Origin of the sequence: Adlercreutzia wanghongyangiae (genome assembly GCF_035989245.1) — a bacterium.
GTDB classification, from domain to species: Bacteria; Actinomycetota; Coriobacteriia; order Coriobacteriales; family Eggerthellaceae; genus Adlercreutzia; species Adlercreutzia wanghongyangiae.
Genome location: NZ_JAYMFF010000016.1, coordinates 1 through 19,215, shown reverse-complemented (window position 1 = coordinate 19,215; position 19,215 = coordinate 1). Strand labels below are relative to the sequence as shown.

Below are 19,215 nucleotides of genomic sequence, written 5' to 3'. Positions count from 1 at the left end.
CCCTAACGTCGGAACAGGGAGAAGACGAGGTACAGCACGAACAGCACAACGCCGATGAAGCCGGCGCCCACGGCCAGGTACGGCAGAACGCAGGCGAGGCACAGCAGCGTCAGCGTGATCATGGTGGGATGCTGGCGGCGCAGCACGGCCACCACGGCGAAGGAGACCGCCGCCAAACTGCAGAACCCGATGCCCCACACCAGTTGGTTTTCCAGGAAGGGCCAGCCGGTCTCGGCAGCCAGGCTCTCCCACGACTCGTAGCCGATTCCCGGGGCCATGAGCACCGTGATGCCGAGGGCCGCCACGGCCGCCCCGCCCCAGAAGAGCGCCTTCGAGAGCCCCGTGGCCGACGTTTCGGGGTGACGGCGCGCCCGGGTCTTGGCGATGAAGGCGCTCGTGTCTCGCGCCACGGGCACCGCACCCTCCTCGTCGCCGGATATCCAACCTTCGGCCGCGCCCTTGCCCGTGGCAATGGCTTCGGCCTCCTTGCGCAGGGCGGTAGCCCGCCGCCGCGTGCGGCCCTTGGTGCTCACACCGCGCAAGACGAAGAAGGCGCTCGCGAATTTCGGCGCCAGCACCGTGGAGGCGGCGGCCAGAAAGCCCAGGAGGGCAGCGCCGCTGAACGTGGCGGTGGGGATGGCCGACACGTCGATGAGGGCGTCGGGATACACCGAGCCTGCCCCCATGCCCGTGGGCGAGATGAGCACGGTGCTCGCTGTGACAAGCGGCTCGCCGGCGTTGATGACGCCCTCCTTCCACATGCCGAAGGTGAAGCGCGGCATAACGAAGCACACGAGCAGCACGAAGGCCATAGCCACGATGAGCCGGCTGAAGAAGGCCGGCTTGGAAAGGCCGTTCACGGGAGCGTGCTTGCCCTCGGCATCGGCCAGGGCGTCTATCTGCTCGGCGGCATCTTCCAGGGCCGCTCGCGCATCTTCGGCGCAGGCGCGGCTGCGGGCACCCCAGCAGGCCTCGCGTGCCCAGGTCACGGCCGCCGCATCGCTGCTCGAGACTTCCATGAGGTGTGCGACGAAGCCGCGGGGCACGGGTCGGCCGAACAGCTCGGCGGTGAAGTAGCCGCCCGCGGTGGCGGGCACCACCGTTTCGTGGGCGCGCACGATACCCATATGGTGCAGGTGCGGGCTCGCCTCGGTGCGTGCCGCCAGAGCTTCGGCCCGCTGCGCTCGCTCAGCTCGGGCTTCGGCGCTGGTGGCCAAAGGCGCGGCTTCGGGCACTTTGGCATCGGCTACGGCTCGCACGAGGCGCTCGCCGGCGCCGTCGCGACCGTGGTAGAACGGCAGGTTCTCCTGTACCCACCGCGCCCAGCCGTCGCTGCCGTAGCGCACCGCGAAGGCCCGCACGGCCGACGCGTCGCCAGCGGCGGCTTCCAGCACGGCCAGCAGGCGATCGACGCGTTCGCCCAGATTCGCCTGAGGATGATCGCGCAGCCACGCCAGCCCCACCTGGGCGGGTGCGGAAAAGCCTGCCACCGCCACAATGCCCAGCACATCGCGGGCGGCCTCGTCGTTCTCGGCGATGCGGTAGAAGCCCAGAGGCGTGGCCGCCACTTGGCGGAAGAGCGCGTCTGCGCCGGCGGTGCCCCGCAGCACGGCGGTGCCCTTCCAGAAGACGGCCTCGCGGGCGGGGTCGATGAACGCGAGCGCCCGCGACAGCCCCAGGTCCTCGTTGCCGCCCTCATCGTCGGGCAGCGTGTCGGGGTTCTGGTCGGTGATGTCGTTTAAGGCCACGGCCAGGTCGGTCTCGCCGATCTTGCGGAAGTAGTCTTCCAGCCCGTGAGTGTACAGGTGGCGCTTGGCGCGCTCCCAGTTGCTCGCCAGCGCGGTGACCAGGGTAGGGCGGCTCTCGTACAGGGCGCCCTCGAACTGGTAGCCGGCCGGGCCCGCCATGGCCGCGGCCAGGGGGTCGCGGTAGCGGAAGGCGTCGGGCGCATCCAGCCACCGCCGGATGTCGTCGTAGCCGAGGCGGCCCTGGGCGTGGGCGTAGGTGAGCCCGTAGACGAGGTCGCCGAGCGAGGCATGCTCGGGGCTTCGCGGCTGGAAGGGCACGGGGCGGCCGCCGGCGAGCACGGCCGACAGGTCGTCGGCGTCGATGAGCGCCTGGTGCGGGTGCGCCCCACCGTTGTAGAGCGTCCAGATGGTGTAGCCGAGCGCGTACCAGTCGTTCTCGCGCTGCACCACCGAGGAGTGCGGCGAGTAGCCGGGCGTGCGGCGATCCACCTTGGTGGCCGAGGTGTCGCGGCCCTCCTCGAGCACCGACGATATGCCGAAGTCACCGAGCACCACGTTGCCGTCCAAAAGGTAGAGGTTCTTCGGCTTCACGTCGCGGTGCACAATGCCCTGCTCGTGCAGCAGGTGCAGGGCGCAGGCCGCTTGGGGGATGACGGTGTCGCGCAGAAGCTCGTAGCTCGCACCGGGCGCGTGGGCCAGACGGTCGTCGCACAGCGGCATGACGGCCACGTCGTAGGTGGTCTCGCCGAGCCCGGGCGTGTCGTCGCTTACCGTGCCCGCGGCGTACAGCGGCATGAGGTGGGTTTCCGTGAAGTGGCGCTCGCCGAGCGGATGATCGGTCATAAGGCCGCGCAGGTAGTCGAGAATGGCCCGACGCGCCAGGCGGTCGCGCACGGCATGGGGCTGGTAGGCGATCTTCGCGGCGAAGATGTTTCCCGCTTCATCGGTGGCGTGCACCACGGTGCCCTGGCCGCCGGCACCGATGATGTCGGCCGTGTGCAGGGTGAAGGCGCGCTCGCCGTCGCCGATGAAGGGCAGGTCGGCCCCCGACAGCACGGGCGAGGCGGCGTCCAGGTCCACCAGGGTGGCGGCCACGTCCACGATGGTGGGCGCCACCGCGCGCCGGGGCTCGCGGGAGATGTCGTCGCTAGCGGCCACGGGCGCTGCCTCCCGCCGTGGATTCGGGTACAAGGCGCCCCGTCTTGGCGGCCGATCCCACGAGGGGCGCAAGTCCATCGTCGCCGGCGTGTCGGAAGGCTGCGGCTCCATCGGCCAGGTAGGCCTCCACGGCATCGCCCGCTTCCACGCCTGCATCGAAGATGAAGGAGGCGAGCGGGTTCAGATAGGCCGCCTCCACCAGGTTGCCGATGCCACGGCCGCCGTTCTCGCGCACGCCGGGCTCCTGCGCGCGCTCCAGCAGGTGTTCCACCAAGGCATCGGCGGTGCCCACCGCGATGCCGCAACGAGCGCGCACATTTCCGTTGATCTTGGCCAGCTGCGCCTCCAGAATGAGCCGCGATGCCTCGGGAGAAATGTAGTCGAACACCACGATGTTGTCGCCGATGCGGTTTAAGACCTCGGGCTTGAAGTGGGTGGCCATGGCCGCGCGCACCTTCTTTTGCATGACATCGTAGGGCTCGCCGGGCTGCACGATGCTGCGCCGGCCCACCACGCGTCCGTGCTCGTCCAGCACCTCCTCGGAGATGCCCACGTTGCTCGTGAAGAAGATGAGCGTCTCGCTGAAGTAGACCGTCTGGCCCTGGCCGTCGGTCATGCGGCCGTCTTCCAGGATCTGCAGGAACTTGTCCATGATGGAGGGATGGGCCTTCTCCACCTCGTCGAACAGCAGCACCGAGAAGGGGTTCGCGCGCACGGCGTTGGTGAGCTGGCCGCCGGCCTCGTAGCCCACGTAGCCGGGCGGCGCGCCGAACAGCTTCTGGTCGGCGTTCTCGGCGGCGTACTCCGACATATCGAAGCGCAGGTAGCTGCGCTCGTCGCCGAACAAGAGCTCGGTTACGGCCTTCACGATTTCGGTCTTGCCGGTGCCCGTGGGGCCGGCCAAGAACAGCACGCCCTTGGGCTTGGTGCCCGAGGAGTGCTGCATGCCGGAAAAGCCCAGCACCGAGCGCTTCAGCACCGACACGATCTTCTCGATGGCGGGCTCCTGGCCCTTCACGCGCCGGCGCAGGGCGGCCGCCGGATCGTCGCGCAGCTTGTCGGCCATGGCGGCCCACTGGTTCTCGCGGATGCCGTACTTGTACAGGTCCACCAGCTCGGCTACGCGCTCGGGCGCCGTGCCGCCGCGGGCGTACAGGCGCCGCAGTTCGTCCAGCTCCACCAGCTTCATGCCGTCGGTGGTGTCGATGAGCTTCTCCCGCGCCTTGGCGAGTGTCGGGTCGGCCAGGTCGGGGAAGGCCCGCTCGATGAAGGCCTCGCGGGCCGGGCGGTCGGGGTTGGGGATGGCGATGACGCGCGCATCGGGGTTTGCGCGGGTGAGCCACGAGGGCACGTCTCCCGCGCGGTTCACCACCAGCACGAGCGTGTTCACGTGGGCTCCGTCGCCGCGAATGGCGTCGGCCGCGCCCAGGTACAAGTTCATGAACACGGCGTTTTCCTCGGGGGTGAGGTCTTCCGGGGAGGACGACAGTCGACTTGCCAAATCCAGCACGCAGGCGATGGAGCAGCCCTCGGCAACGCCGGCGTCGAGCCGGCGCGAGAGGGCGGCGCGCATGAGCAGCGCGTCGTGGACGAGGCGGTTGGTGGCGAAGGGGGCCTGGCGCGCCGCCGGGTCGCGGGCGGGGTTCAGCGCCTCGGCCTCGGCGGTCAGGTGGTCGGCCTGGGCTTGGGCAGCCTCGGCCAGCTCGCGCGCGTCACCTGCGCCCAAGGGGTCGCCGATGCCGCGCAGGGGGTCGGCGAACAGGAAACGGTAGGGGCGTGCGCCCTCGGCGCCGGCGAACAGTTCCGGGAAAATTTGGTTCAGGGACAGGAACTGGGTTGCGCCCGCGGGACCTTTCCATGGGTACAGGTCGGCCACGTTGCCCTCGATGACGAGGACGGGCTTGATGCCGACGAAGTTGTCCAGCTCGCGCTGCCAGGTGGGAGATGTCATAGCGGTTCCTCTCCGGACGGGCGCCCGTGGATGCCGATGGACAGGGCGCGGCCGTCGAACACCGCGTTCTGCACGCGGCGCGGTTTCCTCTCCTCGTCATGATACAGGGTTTCCAGCGCGGGGTTCAGCACGATTACGCGCTGGTTGGTCGAGCCGCGCAGCCCGCAGGCGCCGTCGTTGAGCGCGGCGACGTAGGGTCCGTCGATGAGGACGTCGATGAGGCCGCGGTGCGCGGGGGCTTGCTCGGCGGGGTTCTCCGGTGAGGAGGCGGCCACCGGCGGCAGGACGGCCACCGGCGGCAGGACGGCTTCGGGAGGCGGGGAACCCGCGACGAGCGCCGGGTCTTCCGCGAGCAGCGTGCGGGGAATGTGCGGGTCGCGCCGCAGCTCTTCGAGGGTGAAGCCGGTGTAGACGAGGATGTCGTCGAAGGCGGGGCGGATGGCCGCGAGCACCTGGGCGAGTTCGGCGGCCTGCTCCAGCGGGTCGCCGCCGGTGAAGGTGATGCGGTGGCAGCCGGTGCGGGCAGCCAGCTCGTTTAAGATGGCAGCCACGCGCGCGGGCGGCAGGTCGGTTTCGGGCCGCGGCTCCCACAGCTCGGGGTTGGCGCAGCCGGGGCAGTGCTTGGAGCAGCCGCTCGTCCACACGGCCACGCGCGCGCCGGGGCCCAGGGTGGTCACGGGGTGGTAGAGGCGGTCGATGCGCATAGTGGCTCAGGCAGCCGGGTGCGGGCGTGCGGATACGCGGGCAATCTGGCCGGCGTCCAGCGGGTCTTTGCAGAACGAACAGGTGGAGATGCGGGCTGCGGGGCCCTCTACGGCATGTTCGGTGCCGCAGACGGGGCAGCGCACCGACCAGGCGACGGCGACGGGGGTGGCGTTCGAAGTGGCAGACGCTGCGGCGTTTGAGGAAGAGCTGGCTGTCCCAGAGGGGCGGCTGAAGCCGCCCCCTACGGATTCGGTCCCGGTATTCCCAACGGGGATCGCTTCGATGTTTCCCGCGGGGTCCACTCCGATGTTCCCGACGGGGTTCGCCCTCTCGGCCTCCGTAGGGGCGGGCTTCAGCCCGCCCTCGGCCGAGGTGCTGCTTTGCGCCAGATCGCCAGCCTCGCTGAGGGACAAGGGGCGGCTGAAGCCGTCCCCTACGGGGTTAATGCGTACGCGGAACACCATGTCGGCCAGTTTCAGGGTCTCGCCGCCGAAGAGCGGCTGGGGCGCGCCCGCGCGCAGCGTCGACCAGCTGCCGCCGCGCAGCACCGACGACTCATTGCGACCGGTGTGCTCGATGGTCCAGCGGCCGTCGGGGCTTGCGGCCACCACGGCGTGCACCCCCGACACGCGGGGCGAGAAGGCGTCGGGCGAGAAGTCGCCGGCGCGCCCCAAGATGCCGCCCGGTGCCGTGGCGTGCACGACGGCGCCTGTGCGCAGGTCTTCCAGCAACAGCTCGGGCACGGCGCGCGGCGCTCCTTCCGCCCTGTTCCGATCGTAGGGGCAGGGCTCGGCGCCTTCCGCATCCTCCCGGGCCCCGTGTCGGCCTGATGCCCTTTCCGTGTCATCCTGAGCGAAGGGGCGAAGCCCCGCAGTCGAAGGATCTTCGAGCGCGTTTTCCTCGCAGGCGAGGGGGCTTCCGCAGGCGATGCAGGCGCGCGCATCGTCGCTGTTGGCAAAGCCGCAGGTGCACAGCTGCATGCTACCTCACCGCCCGGGCAACTGCGCCGCCGCGCTTGCGCCGCCGCTCGCGGGCTCGCGATGCCGTGGCGCGCGCGTTCTGGGCGGCGCTGTCGGCCGCAGCATCCGCCTCGCGCAGCTCGCGGCAGAAGGCGGCATCGGGCGCGGCCTTGTAGCGCACGGTGTTGGTGATGCCGAAAGCGGCCAGGTCTTCCGCTATCTCGTCATACACGGCGCAGAAGTCGTGCTGGCTTTGCAGAAGGGCGTCGCCGCGGGGGCCGGGTGCGGCGGCGTCCAGGGCCACCGTGGCGCCGTCGGCCACGGCACCGATGCCCGCGGGCAGCCCCGCCACCTGCAGCATGAGGTCGCCCTGGTCGGACACGAAGGCGTGGATGCCCGCGTCTCCCGCGGCGCTTCCGAAGACGCGGTGGCTGCCCGCAAGGTCGCGGCCCATGCGCACCGATCGGGCGATATCGTAGCCGTGGGCGGCCATGACGGCATCGATGCACGCCTGCAGGTAGGCGTTGCGGTCGGCCTGGGCCTGCAGCGCGCGCAGGGTTTCCAGGTGCGCGGCGGCCTCTTCCAAGGTGGCGAACGCGTGCCCCTCGGGATACGAAACGCCTTGGCCGATCAGCTCCTCCTCGGCGTCCTCCACAAGCGCCGCCAAGTCGGCCATGATCCGGGCATTGGCCTCCATGGCCGGAAGCAGCAGCTCCAGCTGCGCCGCGCCTGCCTCGTTCAGCGCCGGGGCCGCGTCCAGCAGCAGGGCGCGGTCGGCCGCCAGGGTGTAGGGCGACTCGACGAGCGCCAGGGCTCGTCGCGCCGCGGCCTGGATGCGCTCGGCGGGAACGGCGCTGTCGTCAGCCGCCGGTGCCCCGGCGCTGTCACCGACCGCCTCCGCCGCAGTTTTGCCGCGGGCGGTCTCGCTTGCTTCGGCGTGTGACTCCTCTGCTGCCGCGGCCAGGCGCGATGCGAAGTCTTGCGCGCCGGCCGTCGCCTTCGCATCGCTCGCGACCCGCTTGACGCTCTCGAGCAGCGGGACCGCCTGGGCGCAGAAGGCCTCGGCGATAGCAGCCGCCTGGGCGGCGCATCGCTCGGCGCGGGCCACGGAGTCTTCCATGGCGGCAGCCGGCGTGAACGCGCATTCCGTAGCGAGCCGATCCAGGGCTTTCTCGGCCGCGTCCTCCAAGGCTGCCAGCGCCTCCTCGGCCTCGGGACATCCCGCGCCGGCGGCCAATGCCTCCTCCAGCAGCTCCACGATGCGCCGCCGCGCCCGGCTGCGGCTGTGATCCACATCATGACGCAGCGCCGCCAGCTGCGCTTGAATTCTGCGCTCTATCTCCAGTTGACTCGTCTTCGGCCCGCTCATGGATGCGCCCCTATCGCTTTCTCCGTGCACTGCCCCTATTGTACCTCGCATTGAAGAAGGGCGCGTCCTCTGCTGCTTCGGCTGGCCTCGTGATGTTTCCCGCTCCGCATCCTGGCATATTTGCCTATATCATGCTACAGTGTATTTCATTTGCAATACACTACAAAAGGAGTCACATGGCCTCTGCAGCAGATTCCCGTGTGCCGGTTGCTATGCGGCTGCCGCGCCGCGAGGTGGAGATCGTCGACGAGTACGCCCGGGCCAATCGCATCACCAAGACCGAGGCGTTCCTCCACTTTCTTCGTCGGGGCATGGAAGGGGAGGAAGGTGCCTTGAACGGTGAACGGCTGAGCGCTATTGAGCGATCGCTCGAAAAGGTGCTCGATTGCCTTACGGGTGGCGATCTTCTTCAAAAAGACGACGTATTGGAAATAATTAGTAACGAATCTCGAAATTTTCCCGCAATAAAACGTGCTATTCTGTTTGGGTCGTTTGCAAGAGATGCAGCGACTTTGGCAAGCGACATCGACGTTCGGCTCGAGCTTGACCGCGACAAGCCCTTCAGCCTCTATGATTTGGCGCGCTTCCAGAAAGCAGTTGGCCGTCGCACGGGCCGCGAAGTCGAGGCGCTTACCGCCGACGATATCGGCAATGCCAATCTTGTCGCCGCCATCGAACGGGAGGGAATCGTAGCCTATGAGCGCCCGAGAGAATGATCTTCTGCGTATCCAGGAGATCTACGATGTCGCAACTCAGACAATTGTCCAGCTCAATGAGCTGCACATTTCCCGAGAGCAGTTCGTCCGGCCTGCTTCAGCGCAGGAGGCGCTCATTGGGGAAGGGCTTGCGAATCGTGTGTTCCGCGCGGCGGAGGAGGGTGGCCGCCTTTCCCAGGTGTTCGGCGAATATGGATTCGAGTTGCGGGAGATGAGCGGCCTGCGCAACCGCTTGGCGCATGCCTACGGAACGGTTGACATGCATGTTGTGTGGGATGTGCTCCAACATGATTTTCCGAAGTTGGTGGCGGCCTGCGAAGCGTATTGCGAGGAACGCGGCATCGCCCTCGCGCGCACATGGGGTGGGCCTCAGGCTGCTTCTGAGGCGCCTGATCCAGGCGAGGGATCTGTCCCACGTCAGTGAAAACTGCGGTTGTCGTCGCCGACAGTCGTTCTAGAGCGCCGTCGGGCCCCTCTTCGGGCCGCTCGGGGAGGAGGTCTTTGCAGCGTAGCCGCTCTACGGCCAATATAACAGAGAACGACCGTGTTGCGAGAGGGGAGAGCGATGAGCGACGAAAGCGTTGAAAAGCTGGCGGCGAAGCGGCGCCCGGACATGGCCTATACGGCCGACGACTACGACGTTGATGCCCACGTGGGGGCGCACGAGGCGCTGCGGCGGCTGCGCGACGGCAACCGCATCTATGTGGCGGCCCTCGACCACGAGCGCGACCTGTCGCCCGAGCGCATCCAGGACCTGTTCGAGAACGGCCAACGCCCCTTCGCCTGCGTCATCACCTGCGCCGACTCGCGCGTGGTGCCCGAGCACATTTTCATGACGGGCTTGGGCGAGCTGTTCGTCATCCGCGTGGCCGGCAACGTGGTGGGGCCGGTGGAGCTGGCCAGCGCCGTGTACGCCTGCGAGCACTTGCACACGCGCCTTCTGCTGGTGCTGGGGCACACCCACTGCGGCGCCATCAAGGCGGCCCTGGACGGGGAACGCGGGTACGTGGCCGCCATCACCGAGCGCATCTCCGAGGCGCTGGGCGACGTGCGCGACCCCTATGCCGCCAGCGTGGTGAACGCCCGGGCGGCCGTCGCCGAGCTGGAGGCGAGCCCGGAGCTTGCGCGCCTGGCCGCCGAGGACGGCCTGGAAATCCGCTGCGCGGTGTACCACACCCACTGCGGCGTGGTGGACTTCCTGGAGGGCATCGCCGGATAGCCGCGAATGCGAGCGTTGCCGTCTTGCGTATTCTTAAGGCGGGGAGTGGGGGAAATCTTCCGCTGCTCGCTTTCCCGTTGCGCGCTTTCCCGCTGCTCGCTCCCCATGATTGACGAGATTGCTTTCGAAAGTGTCAACCAAATTGCGTTTGTTAGCATGGTCTCGTATGGTCGGAGACGTCGTTTTGCAAGCGTCGCGCCTTTTCCGCTGATTTTCCGAATAAATACCGCCGATTTGGGCGCGACATCCCGCATTTGCAACGATCAAAGCCTAACAAACGCAATTTAAGCAACTAATTTGGCCAAAATCATTGCAGCAGCTGCTTCTGGGCGGGTTCAAACGATTGCTTCGGGGCCCCATGGCGGAAGGTGCGCTCTTGCCCGTTTGCTTTTGGGCACGTATAATGCACGTTATTGAACAGAGTGTCCATTTTTGGTCGTTCTGTTGAAAACGAGCGAAAGGACAAGGACATCGCCACTGCAACTTGTGCACCGTCTGTCGCAGCCCCCTGCGAGGACCGGCGCATCTCGAAATCGAAACGGGCTCTGCGCGGGGCGCTCATCGCGCTTTTGGAAGAGCGCGGCTTCGATGCCGTCACGGTGAACGACCTGTGCGAGCGGGCCGACCTGAACCGCGGCACCTTCTACAACCACTTCAGTGACAAAGACGCCCTGCTGGCCGACCTGGAAGACGAGGTCATGGCCGATATCGATGCCCTTCAGGGGCGCATGCACGACGTCAGCCTGGCCGACATGCTGGCCTACCGCGTGGCGGGGCGGCCCCTGCCGCTTCTGGTGGAGCTGTTCGACTATCTGCGCGCCCAGGGCGATTTCCTGCACGCGGTGCTGGGGCCCGGGGGCGACGCGAGCTTCGGCCCGCGCCTGCGCGAGGCGGTGTGCGAGAACCTGGTTCAGAACATCCTCCACGAGAAGTACCGCGAGCACCCCACGCCTTTCGTGGAGTACTACGTGGCCTTCTACGCCGCCGCCTACCTGGGCATCATCGCCCGGTGGATCGAGCGCGGCTGCCCTGAGACCTCCGAGGACATGGCCCGCATCGCCATGCGCCTCTTCTTCATCAAACCCGGCGAATCCATCGAGCTGTAACGGGGAAGCGAGATACCTATGAAAAAGAAGAACAGCAAGTACACCGAGATCATCACCGAGGCCTCCACCTCTGCGGGCGAGGACGCGCCGGCTGCCTGCGCCGCCTGCGCGCCGCGCATCACCCAGGTGGAGCAGGCCCGCGCCGGCGCTGCCGAGGATGCCGCCGCCGCTCGCGCGGCCGCCGAGGCGTGCCCCTTCCACATCGGCATCGACGTGGGTTCCACCACGGTGAAGCTCGCGGTGCTGAACAACGACGACGAGATTTTGTGGGCGGTATACCGCCGCCACCATGCCGACGTGCGCGCCACCATCGTGGAGGTGCTGCGCGAGGCCGCCGAGGTGTACCCGACCGAGGCCATGACCATCGCCATCACGGGCTCGGGCGGCCTGCTTTTGTCCCAGTGGCTGAACGTGGCCTTCGTGCAGGAGGTTATCGCGTCCAAGACGGCCGTGGAGACCTTCATCCCCAAAACCGACGTGGCCATCGAGCTGGGCGGCGAGGACGCGAAGATCATCTACTTCGACAACGGCATCGAGCAGCGCATGAACGGCACCTGCGCCGGCGGCACGGGCGCCTTCATCGACCAGATGGCCGCGCTTCTGAACACCGACGCGGGCGGCCTGAACGAGCTGGCGGCCGACCACAGCACCATCTACCCCATCGCCAGCCGCTGCGGCGTGTTCGCCAAGACCGATGTGCAGCCGCTGCTGAACGAGGGCGCGCGCCGGGAGGACATTGCCGCCTCCATCTTCCAGTCGGTGGTCACCCAGACCATCTCGGGGCTGGCCTGCGGGCGCCCCATCCGCGGCAACGTGGCCTTCCTGGGTGGTCCTTTGCAGTACCTGCCCGAGCTGCGAAAGCGCTTCTACGAGACGCTGGAGTTGGCCGACGAGGCCATCATCGTGCCCGAGAACGCCCATCTGTTCGTAGCCGCCGGCTGCGCCATCGCCGGCGTGGCCGAGGGTGCGCGACCTGAGAGGCTCGCCGACGTGCTCGCGCGCCTGGAGAACTTGGGCGACATGCAGGGCTCGGAGGTGGTGCGCCTCTCGCCGCTGTTTGCCGACGAGGCGGAGCTTGCCGAGTTCCGCGCACGCCACGACGCCGAGCGCGTGCGCCGCGCCTCGCTTGCGGACTACCGCGGCGTGGCCTTCCTCGGCATCGACGCCGGCTCCACCACCTTCAAGGCGGCGCTCATCGGAGAGGACGGGGCGCTTCTGTGGTCCACCTACGCCTCCAACAAGGGCGACGTGCTGGGCTGCGCCAAGGCGGCCGTGGCCGAGCTCTACCGCGCCCTGCCCCGCGACCCCGAGACCGGCGAGCCGCTCGTGACCATCGGGCACGCCACGGTGACCGGCTACGGCGAGGGCCTGTTGCTTGAGGCTTTGCGGGTGGACTCCGGCGAGATCGAGACCGTGGCCCACTTGCGCGGCGCCCAGGAGATGCTGCCCGGCGTGGAGTTCATCTTGGACATCGGCGGCCAGGACATGAAGTGCTTGCGCGTGAAGGACGGCGTCATCGACCACATCATGCTGAACGAGGCCTGCTCGTCGGGCTGCGGCAGCTTCATCGAGTCCTTCGCGAGCGGCCTGAACTTGGACGTGGCCGAGTTCGCGAGCACCGCCATCTCCGCCGAAAACCCGGTGGATCTGGGCAGCCGCTGCACCGTGTTCATGAACTCGCGCGTGAAGCAGGCCCAGAAGGAGGGCGCCACCGTGGGCGACATCGCCGCGGGCCTGGCCATCTCCGTCATCAAGAACGCGCTGTTCAAGGTCATCAAGATTCGCGACCCGCATGATGTGGGCACCCAGGTTATCGTGCAGGGCGGCACCTTCCTGAACGACGCGGTGCTGCGCGCCTTCGAGCAGCTGTCCGAGGTGAACGCCGTGCGCCCGGACATCGCCGGCAACATGGGCGCCTTCGGTGCCGCATTGCTGGCCCGCGACCGCTACGAGGATGCGCGCCGCCGCTGCGAGGGCGAGGCGCTCTCGCCGGACGTGGGGCCGAAGGTGCCCTCAAGCGGCCTTCTGTCGCTTGAGGCCATCGAGGCGCTCTCGCCCAGCCATCGCACCGTGCGCTGCAAGGGCTGCTCGAACGCCTGCTTGCTCACGGTGAACGACTTCGGCGTGGATGCGGCCACCGGCAAGCACCGCCGCTTCATCACCGGCAACCGTTGCGAGAAGGGCGAGAGCCTGGGCATCGGCACCGAGAAGTCGGCCGTGCCGAACCTGTTCGAGTACAAGGCCGAGCGCACCTTCGGCTACGAGCCCTTGGCCCCCGAGGACGCCCCGCGCGGCACCGTGGGCATCCCGCGCGCGCTGAACATGTACGAGAACTACCCGTTCTGGTTCACCTTCTTCACGAAGCTCGGCTACCGGGTCATCCTGAGCGATCCCTCCACGAAGAAGACCTACGAGGCGGGCATCGAGAGTATGCCGTCGGAGAGCGTGTGCTACCCGGCGAAGCTGTCCCACGGCCACATCATGAACCTCTTGGCCAAGCATCCCGACTTCATCTGGATGCCCTGCTCCAAGTGGGAGCGCCAGGAAGACGAGACCGCCGGCAACCACTTCAACTGCCCCATCGTGGCCAGCTACCCCGAGGCGCTGCGCCTGAACATCGACGAGCTGCGCGAGAGCGACGTGGCCTTCGTGAGCCCCTGGGTGCCTTACCACGACAAGGAGAAGCTGGCCGAGCGCCTGTTCGTGGAGTTGACCGAGAACTTCGCGGCCGAGGCGAACGGGAAGGGCGCGCCCTTCACCCGCGCTGAGATCGACGCGGCGGTGGAGGCCGGCTGGGCCGAGGACGAGGCCTTCAAGCGCGACATCCGCACCAAGGGTGTGGAAACCCTCGCCTGGATGGAGGAGACCGGCACCCGGGGCATCGTGCTGGCGGGCCGCCCCTACCACCAGGACCCCGAGATCAACCACGCCATCCCCGAGCTGCTCACGAGCTTCGGGCTGGCCGTGCTCACCGAGGACTCGGTGGCGCACCTGGGTCAGCTGGAGCGCCCCATCCGCGTGGTGGACCAGTGGATGTACCACACCCGCCTGTACGCGGCGGCCAAGGTGGTCACCCAGCGCCGCGACCTCGACCTCATCCAGCTGAACTCCTTCGGCTGCGGCCTGGACGCCCTTACCACCGATCAGGTGCAGGAGGTGCTGGAGGCGGCCGGCAAGGTGTACACCGTGCTGAAGATCGACGAGGTGTCGAACCTGGGCGCCGCCCGCATCCGCGTGCGCAGCCTGCTGGCGGCCCTGAAGGACCAGGCCGACCGCGAGGCCGAGGCCGCTTCCGACGCCGCCGCTGAGAAGCGCGGCTGCCCCGCGGCCTGCATCGATTTGGACAATCTGGATGCGCTCGTGCCCGCCAGCTTCACCGAGAAGGCCGACGGCGTGGTGGCCGCCGCCGAGGTGGAGCAGCGCGAGGGCGCCTCCACCGAGTTTGAGCGCGTGCAGTTCACCGAGCAGATGCGCGACGAGGGCTGGACCATCCTCGCGCCCCAGATGGCGCCCTACCACTTCGAGCTTCTGGTGCCCATCTTCCATCGGGCCGGCTACAACGCGGTGCTTCTGCCCTCGGTGGACCACGGGGCGGTGGACGCGGGCCTCAAATACGTGAACAACGACATCTGCTACCCGTCCATCCTGGTCACGGGCCAGATCATGGAGGCGGTGCTGTCGGGCAAGTACGACACCGACAAGCTGGCCGTGCTCATCACCCAGACCGGCGGCGGCTGCCGCGCCACCAACTACATCTCGCTCATCCGCAAGGCGCTGAAATCGGTGGGGCTCGGGCACATTCCGGTCATCGCCATCTCGTTCAAGGACCTGGGCGAGGAGAACCCCGGCTTCAAGATCACGCCGAAGATGCTCTACCAGGCCATCTACGCGCTGCAGTACGGCGACCTGCTCATGATGTGCCTGTACCGCACGCGCCCCTACGAGGTGGAGCCGGGCAGCGCGAACCGCCTGTTCGACTACTGGATGGACGCCTGCAAGCACCAGCTTCAGCGTGGCGTGCGCCAATCGGAGTTCCGCCGCACGGTGCGCCGCATCGTGGAGGACTTCGACACGCTGCCGCTTACCGGCGAGGGCACCAAGCCGCGTGTGGGCGTGGTGGGCGAGATCCTCGTGAAGTTCCACCCCACGGCCAACAACCAGATCGTCGATGTCATCGAGCGCGAGGGCTGCGAGGCCGTGGTGCCCGGGCTCATCGAGTTCTTCCTGTTCGGCATCGCCGGCGGCATCTTCCAGCAGCCCATCGGCAAGTCGAAGAAGAGCGCGCTTGGCAGCCGCATCGGCCTGGCCGCGGTGAAGAAGCTGCGCAAGCCGGTGACCGACGCCCTGGAGAAGTCGGCGCGCTTCCACCCGCCGGCGGACATCTACGAGCTGGCCGACTACGCGAGCGAGATTCTGTCGCTGTGCAACTCCATGGGCGAGGGGTGGCTGCTCACCGCCGAGATGGTGGAGCTCATCCGAAGTGGCTGCCCGAACGTGGTGTGCACCCAGCCCTTCGCGTGCCTGCCGAACCACGTGGTGGGCAAGGCCACCATCAAGGAGCTGCGCCGCCGCTACCCCGAGAGCAACATCGTGGCCGTGGACTACGACCCCGGCGCCTCCGAGGTGAACCAGCTGAACCGCATCAAGCTCATGATTGCGGTGGCCAAGGCGAATTTGGCCGAGAAGGAGGCTGAGGCCCGCGCCGTGCGCGACGCCGCCCGCGACGGCGCCCCGGAAGAGCCCGAGGCCGTGGCTGAGTCTGTGGAAGTGGAAACCACCGAGGTCGCGGAGTAATGGGCGGAAAACTCGTCATCGTGCCCACCCCTATTGGGAATTTAGGGGATATGACCCTGCGTTCGCTGGATGCGCTGCGCGGGGCCGATGTGGTGTGTGCGGAAGATACCCGGGTGACGGGGAAGCTGCTCGCGCATTTCGGGATCGAGAAGCGGCTGGAGCGGCTTGACGAGGCGATGATCGGGACGAAGGTCGCGGCGGTGGTTGACCGCATCGCCGCCGGCGAGGCGGTGGCCTACTGCTCGGACGCCGGCATGCCCGGCGTGTCCGACCCGGGGCTGCGGCTGGTGGCTGCAGCGCGGGAGGCCGGCGTGGCCGTGGAGGTGCTGCCCGGGGCCTCGGCCGCCGCGTGCGCTTACGTGGCCTCGGGCACGGTGTGTCCGCGCTTCTATTTCGGCGGCTTCTTCCCCCGCAAGGCGACCGAGCAGCGGGCGGTGCTGGAGGAGCTGCGCGGGCTGGACGCGGCGCTGGTGTTCTACGAGAGCCCGAACCGCCTGCTGGCCGCGCTCGCGACCATCGCCGAGGTGCTGCCGTGGCGTTCTGTGGCCGTGTGCCGCGAGCTGACGAAGCTGCACGAGGAGGTGGCGCGCGGCACGGCCGTCGAGCTGGTCGAGCGCTTCGCGGTCCGGGCCGACGAACCCGGTGGCATCCGCGGCGAGATTGCGCTCGTGATCGATGCGCCAAACGAGGCCGAGGCGGCTGCCGGTGCCGAGGCAGCTGCGGCTTCGGCGGAGGCGCGCGCCGCCGAGCTGGTTGCGGAGGGCCTGCGCACCAAAGAGGTCGCCAAGCAGCTTTCCGCCGAGTTCGGCATTCCTCGCAACGATGCTTACGAGCTTGCCATGAGACAGGGGAAGGAGCAGTAGTTATGCCCTATATTTCCATTGAGAGCGGCGCATTGGACGATGTTCAGAAGGAGCAGCTGATCGGCCGCTTAACTGAGGTGGCATCGGAGATTATGTCCGTTCCCCCTGAGTTTTTCTCCGTCACCATCAAAGAGCTTCCTGAGAAGAATTTCGGCATCGGCGGCAAAACCATCGACCGCGTGAAGGCTGAGTATCGCGCGTCTCGTGGGTAGCCGCTCACGGTCAAAGACGATGCCTCCCGAGCTCATCTTCATCGACGGCATGGAAGTCTGGCTCACCCGCAAGGTTATCAAGAACATGCATCTGCGGGTGAAGCCGCCCGACGGGCGCATCGAGGTGTCGGCGCCGCTGCGCCTGCCGCTGGCCACTATCAGGAAGTTCGTAGGGGAGAAGCGCGACTGGATCGAGCGCCAGCAAAAGGCCATCGCCGCCTCGCCCCGCGGGGAAGCCGCCGCGGCAACGCCCGAGGAGGTGGCCCAATGGCGTGCCGTGGTGCAGGCCTGCGTGCCGCCGCTCATCGCGGCGTGGGAGCCCATCATGGGCGTGAAAGCCGGCAAGATCGCCTACCGCAACATGACGAGCCGGTGGGGCAGCTGCCAGCCGGCCACAGGCCGCATCTGCATCAACGTGCGCCTGGCGCTGTACCCGCCCGAGTGCCTGGAGTACGTGGTTGTCCACGAGCTGTGCCATCTGCTGGAGCGCGGTCACGGCCCGCGCTTCCACGCGCTCATGGACCATTTCATGCCCGATTGGAAGCAGCGCCGCGCAAAACTGCGGTAGGGGTGTTTCCGCAGTCTGCTTGAAATGGGTGGTGGGAGGCTGCAACGGCTGGCTGGCGATTCTGGCTCCGAAGACTCTATTTCAGGAGAAGGGCCCTTGCCGGGGAGCACGGGTTTTCAGTGCGTCGCTGCTCGTGAGCACTTTTGTACCTATACGTAAGATTCTCGTGTTAAGTTTGATTTTCTTACGTATAGGTATGATATTATGCTCAGAAAGAAATTGCTTACCTATATGTAAGAAATGGGCGGTTATGGATATAAGCCGTGATCAGATAATGGCCCAAGGACTTCGTGTGAGGGAATGCGCCGACTTGGGCGCAGCGCTCCGCTCCCGTCGCAAGAGGCTTGGCTACACTCAGGAGGAGCTCGCGGATATGCTCGGGTTCAGCCCGCGATTGGTGGGGGAGATTGAACGTGGTCGGGGAACCGTGGGGATCGACAAGGTTCTTTCTTTCGCATCCGCCCTGGGTGTTGACATTGTCGCATTCGAGAGGTGATCCTCATGGCGGATAACGGGATTTTGGTTTACCGCGAGTATTTCGGCCTCTTCGAGGAGGTCGGTCATGTAATGTCTTCGCACGATGGTGCGGGTTTCTCCTATTCCGAAGGCTATCTGAACAGCCGTACATCGCAGGCAATTTCTCGGGCGCTTCCCTTGCAGCCAGGCGTGTTTTCCGCCAGGGCGACCGAATCATTTTTCAACGGCATTCTGCCTGAAGGGAGCATGCGAAGAAGCCTGGGCCGCGCCTTCCACGCCGATAACGACGACATGATCGCCTTCATGACTCGTCTCAACGATGAATCCGCCGGGGCTTTGGTATTCAGCGAGGGAAAAGCGCCTCTTTTAGAGGATCGTGGCTATATTCCCCTTGAAGAAGGTGATTTCGAGCATTTCGCCAAGCATCCCAAGGAATTTGCCCCACGCGCCGCCCGTCGCTCGAGGCTGTCTTTGGCGGGGGCTCAAATGAAGATCGGACTCTTCTACGATGCCGCTTCCGGTTCTTGGTTCTACCCGCAAGGGGTGGCGCCTTCAAGTCATATCGTGAAAGCATGTGATGGCAGTTTTCTTCATCAAACGATCAATGAGGCCATCTGCATGAAGGTCGCCGCCGAATTGGGTTTTGAGGCGGCTTCGTGTCGTCTGATCTTGGTTGCGGGGCAGGAGCCCCTTCTCGCTGTGAAACGGTTTGATCGTGTTGATGTTGGGGATGCGTTTTTGCATCGTCTGCATCAGGAAGATTTTTTTCAGGCGCTGCCAGACTATTTCAAAAAATACGAGCCCACGGATGGGAACTATGCAAATCATTGCGCCCGGATTGTGGCCGAGGAGAGCCGCAACCCGTTCGGAGAGAGACGGCTGCTGTTTTCACGGCTGCTCCTTGACTGGGCGATAGGGAACGCTGACAACCACCTAAAGAACCACTCAATGTTGTGGAGTGAAGATTGGCTTTCACGGGAGACGGCGCCTCTGTACGATCTCACCTGCACAACGCTCTACCCTGAACTTGACAGGGAAATGGGGGTGTCCTTCGGTCGGAGTCGGCGCATCGACGATATAGAACTCGACGATGTGATGGCAACGGCTCGGTCGTGCGGGGTTGGTGCTCGGTTTGCTCGTAACGAGTTAGAAGAACTGACCGAGAGGTTCCTTCCGGCCTTGAGCGGAGCCATTGAGGCGGTCGCCAAGGAAGGTTTTCCGGTTGCCGTAGATGTGGGTAAGCGAATAGGGGCGGGCTTTAAGGAACGCCGCGCAAAACTGCGGTAGGGGGTCGACGCGGCGGCCGAAGCCGCCCCTGCAAAGCTCGGGTCAAATGCGCCCGCCGCAGATTGCGATGTCCGCCACAGGTT

General features: G+C 66.6%; 15 protein-coding genes. 10 read left to right on the top strand and 5 right to left on the bottom strand.

All coding sequences use genetic code 11. From position 1 onward, the window contains the following. Nucleotides 1-2 precede the first annotated feature (2 nt). The 5 genes from VIN30_RS08680 to VIN30_RS08660 all read right to left on the bottom strand — a co-directional run bounded on the left by VIN30_RS08680 (nucleotide 3) and on the right by VIN30_RS08660 (nucleotide 7,890). Nucleotides 3-2,906 (bottom strand): protein kinase domain-containing protein, encoded by a 2,904-nt coding sequence (locus VIN30_RS08680; protein WP_338210868.1) that lies wholly within the window; start codon nucleotides 2,904-2,906, stop codon nucleotides 3-5. Continuing rightward, a complete protein-coding gene (locus VIN30_RS08675; RefSeq protein WP_338210866.1) occupies nucleotides 2,896-4,857 on the bottom strand; it encodes an AAA family ATPase in 1,962 nt (653 codons plus the stop codon). Before VIN30_RS08675 ends, VIN30_RS08680 begins: the two co-directional genes overlap by 11 nt. Next, nucleotides 4,854-5,561 (bottom strand): 4Fe-4S single cluster domain-containing protein, encoded by a 708-nt coding sequence (locus tag VIN30_RS08670; RefSeq protein ID WP_338210864.1) that lies wholly within the window; start codon nucleotides 5,559-5,561, stop codon nucleotides 4,854-4,856. Before VIN30_RS08670 ends, VIN30_RS08675 begins: the two co-directional genes overlap by 4 nt. Before the next feature lie 6 nt (nucleotides 5,562-5,567). Next, nucleotides 5,568-6,305: an FHA domain-containing protein gene (locus VIN30_RS08665; RefSeq protein ID WP_338210862.1), complete on the bottom strand. Its 738-nt coding sequence runs from the start codon at nucleotides 6,303-6,305 to the stop codon at nucleotides 5,568-5,570. Nucleotides 6,306-6,543: 238 nt separating this feature from the next. Then, on the bottom strand, nucleotides 6,544-7,890 hold the full coding sequence (locus tag VIN30_RS08660; protein WP_338210860.1) for a hypothetical protein: 1,347 nt from the start codon (nucleotides 7,888-7,890) through the stop codon (nucleotides 6,544-6,546). Between the two features lie 176 nt (nucleotides 7,891-8,066). Here VIN30_RS08660 and VIN30_RS08655 point away from each other — a divergent pair, with 176 nt between their 5' ends. From VIN30_RS08655 to VIN30_RS08610, 10 genes are all read left to right on the top strand, one after another. Beyond that, complete coding sequence (locus VIN30_RS08655; RefSeq protein ID WP_338210858.1) at nucleotides 8,067-8,606, top strand: nucleotidyltransferase family protein; 540 nt, start codon at nucleotides 8,067-8,069, stop codon at nucleotides 8,604-8,606. Next, nucleotides 8,587-9,030, top strand: coding sequence for a HepT-like ribonuclease domain-containing protein (locus VIN30_RS08650; protein ID WP_338210856.1), 444 nt, complete (start codon nucleotides 8,587-8,589; stop codon nucleotides 9,028-9,030). The genes VIN30_RS08655 and VIN30_RS08650 overlap by 20 nt, the downstream gene beginning before the upstream one ends. A 141-nt stretch (nucleotides 9,031-9,171) precedes the next feature. Further along, entirely contained in the window at nucleotides 9,172-9,825 is a 654-nt protein-coding gene (locus VIN30_RS08645) for a carbonic anhydrase (RefSeq protein WP_338210854.1), read from the top strand. Nucleotides 9,826-10,295: 470 nt separating this feature from the next. Further along, nucleotides 10,296-10,931, top strand: a complete 636-nt coding sequence (locus tag VIN30_RS08640; protein ID WP_338210890.1) for a TetR/AcrR family transcriptional regulator — start codon at nucleotides 10,296-10,298, stop codon at nucleotides 10,929-10,931. 18 nt (nucleotides 10,932-10,949) lie between these two features. After that, nucleotides 10,950-15,725: an acyl-CoA dehydratase activase-related protein gene (locus tag VIN30_RS08635; RefSeq protein ID WP_338210851.1), complete on the top strand. Its 4,776-nt coding sequence runs from the start codon at nucleotides 10,950-10,952 to the stop codon at nucleotides 15,723-15,725. Next, nucleotides 15,725-16,588, top strand: a complete 864-nt coding sequence (gene rsmI, locus VIN30_RS08630) for a 16S rRNA (cytidine(1402)-2'-O)-methyltransferase (protein WP_338210850.1) — start codon at nucleotides 15,725-15,727, stop codon at nucleotides 16,586-16,588. The genes VIN30_RS08635 and rsmI overlap by 1 nt, the downstream gene beginning before the upstream one ends. Before the next feature lie 2 nt (nucleotides 16,589-16,590). Next, entirely contained in the window at nucleotides 16,591-16,800 is a 210-nt protein-coding gene (dmpI, locus tag VIN30_RS08625; protein ID WP_338210848.1) for a 4-oxalocrotonate tautomerase DmpI, read from the top strand. 19 nt (nucleotides 16,801-16,819) lie between these two features. Further along, nucleotides 16,820-17,368, top strand: a complete 549-nt coding sequence (locus tag VIN30_RS08620; protein ID WP_338210846.1) for a M48 family metallopeptidase — start codon at nucleotides 16,820-16,822, stop codon at nucleotides 17,366-17,368. Between the two features lie 196 nt (nucleotides 17,369-17,564). Continuing rightward, nucleotides 17,565-17,864 (top strand): helix-turn-helix domain-containing protein, encoded by a 300-nt coding sequence (locus tag VIN30_RS08615; RefSeq protein WP_338210888.1) that lies wholly within the window; start codon nucleotides 17,565-17,567, stop codon nucleotides 17,862-17,864. Between the two features lie 5 nt (nucleotides 17,865-17,869). Continuing rightward, a complete protein-coding gene (locus VIN30_RS08610; protein WP_338210844.1) occupies nucleotides 17,870-19,132 on the top strand; it encodes a HipA domain-containing protein in 1,263 nt (420 codons plus the stop codon). The last annotated feature ends 83 nt before the right edge of the window (nucleotides 19,133-19,215 follow it).

What these genes read in the sequence shown, in the direction of transcription:
- VIN30_RS08620 (WP_338210846.1), top strand. Translation starts at nt 16,820, where the DNA reads ATGCCTCCCGAGCTCATCTTCATCGACGGCATGGAAGTCTGGCTCACC.
- VIN30_RS08660 (WP_338210860.1), bottom strand. Translation starts at nt 7,890, where the DNA reads ATGAGCGGGCCGAAGACGAGTCAACTGGAGATAGAGCGCAGAATTCAA.
- rsmI (WP_338210850.1), top strand. Translation starts at nt 15,725, where the DNA reads ATGGGCGGAAAACTCGTCATCGTGCCCACCCCTATTGGGAATTTAGGG.
- VIN30_RS08645 (WP_338210854.1), top strand. Translation starts at nt 9,172, where the DNA reads ATGAGCGACGAAAGCGTTGAAAAGCTGGCGGCGAAGCGGCGCCCGGAC.
- VIN30_RS08675 (WP_338210866.1), bottom strand. Translation starts at nt 4,857, where the DNA reads ATGACATCTCCCACCTGGCAGCGCGAGCTGGACAACTTCGTCGGCATC.
- VIN30_RS08610 (WP_338210844.1), top strand. Translation starts at nt 17,870, where the DNA reads ATGGCGGATAACGGGATTTTGGTTTACCGCGAGTATTTCGGCCTCTTC.
- VIN30_RS08655 (WP_338210858.1), top strand. Translation starts at nt 8,067, where the DNA reads ATGGCCTCTGCAGCAGATTCCCGTGTGCCGGTTGCTATGCGGCTGCCG.
- VIN30_RS08615 (WP_338210888.1), top strand. Translation starts at nt 17,565, where the DNA reads ATGATATTATGCTCAGAAAGAAATTGCTTACCTATATGTAAGAAATGG.
- VIN30_RS08635 (WP_338210851.1), top strand. Translation starts at nt 10,950, where the DNA reads ATGAAAAAGAAGAACAGCAAGTACACCGAGATCATCACCGAGGCCTCC.
- dmpI (WP_338210848.1), top strand. Translation starts at nt 16,591, where the DNA reads ATGCCCTATATTTCCATTGAGAGCGGCGCATTGGACGATGTTCAGAAG.
- VIN30_RS08650 (WP_338210856.1), top strand. Translation starts at nt 8,587, where the DNA reads ATGAGCGCCCGAGAGAATGATCTTCTGCGTATCCAGGAGATCTACGAT.
- VIN30_RS08670 (WP_338210864.1), bottom strand. Translation starts at nt 5,561, where the DNA reads ATGCGCATCGACCGCCTCTACCACCCCGTGACCACCCTGGGCCCCGGC.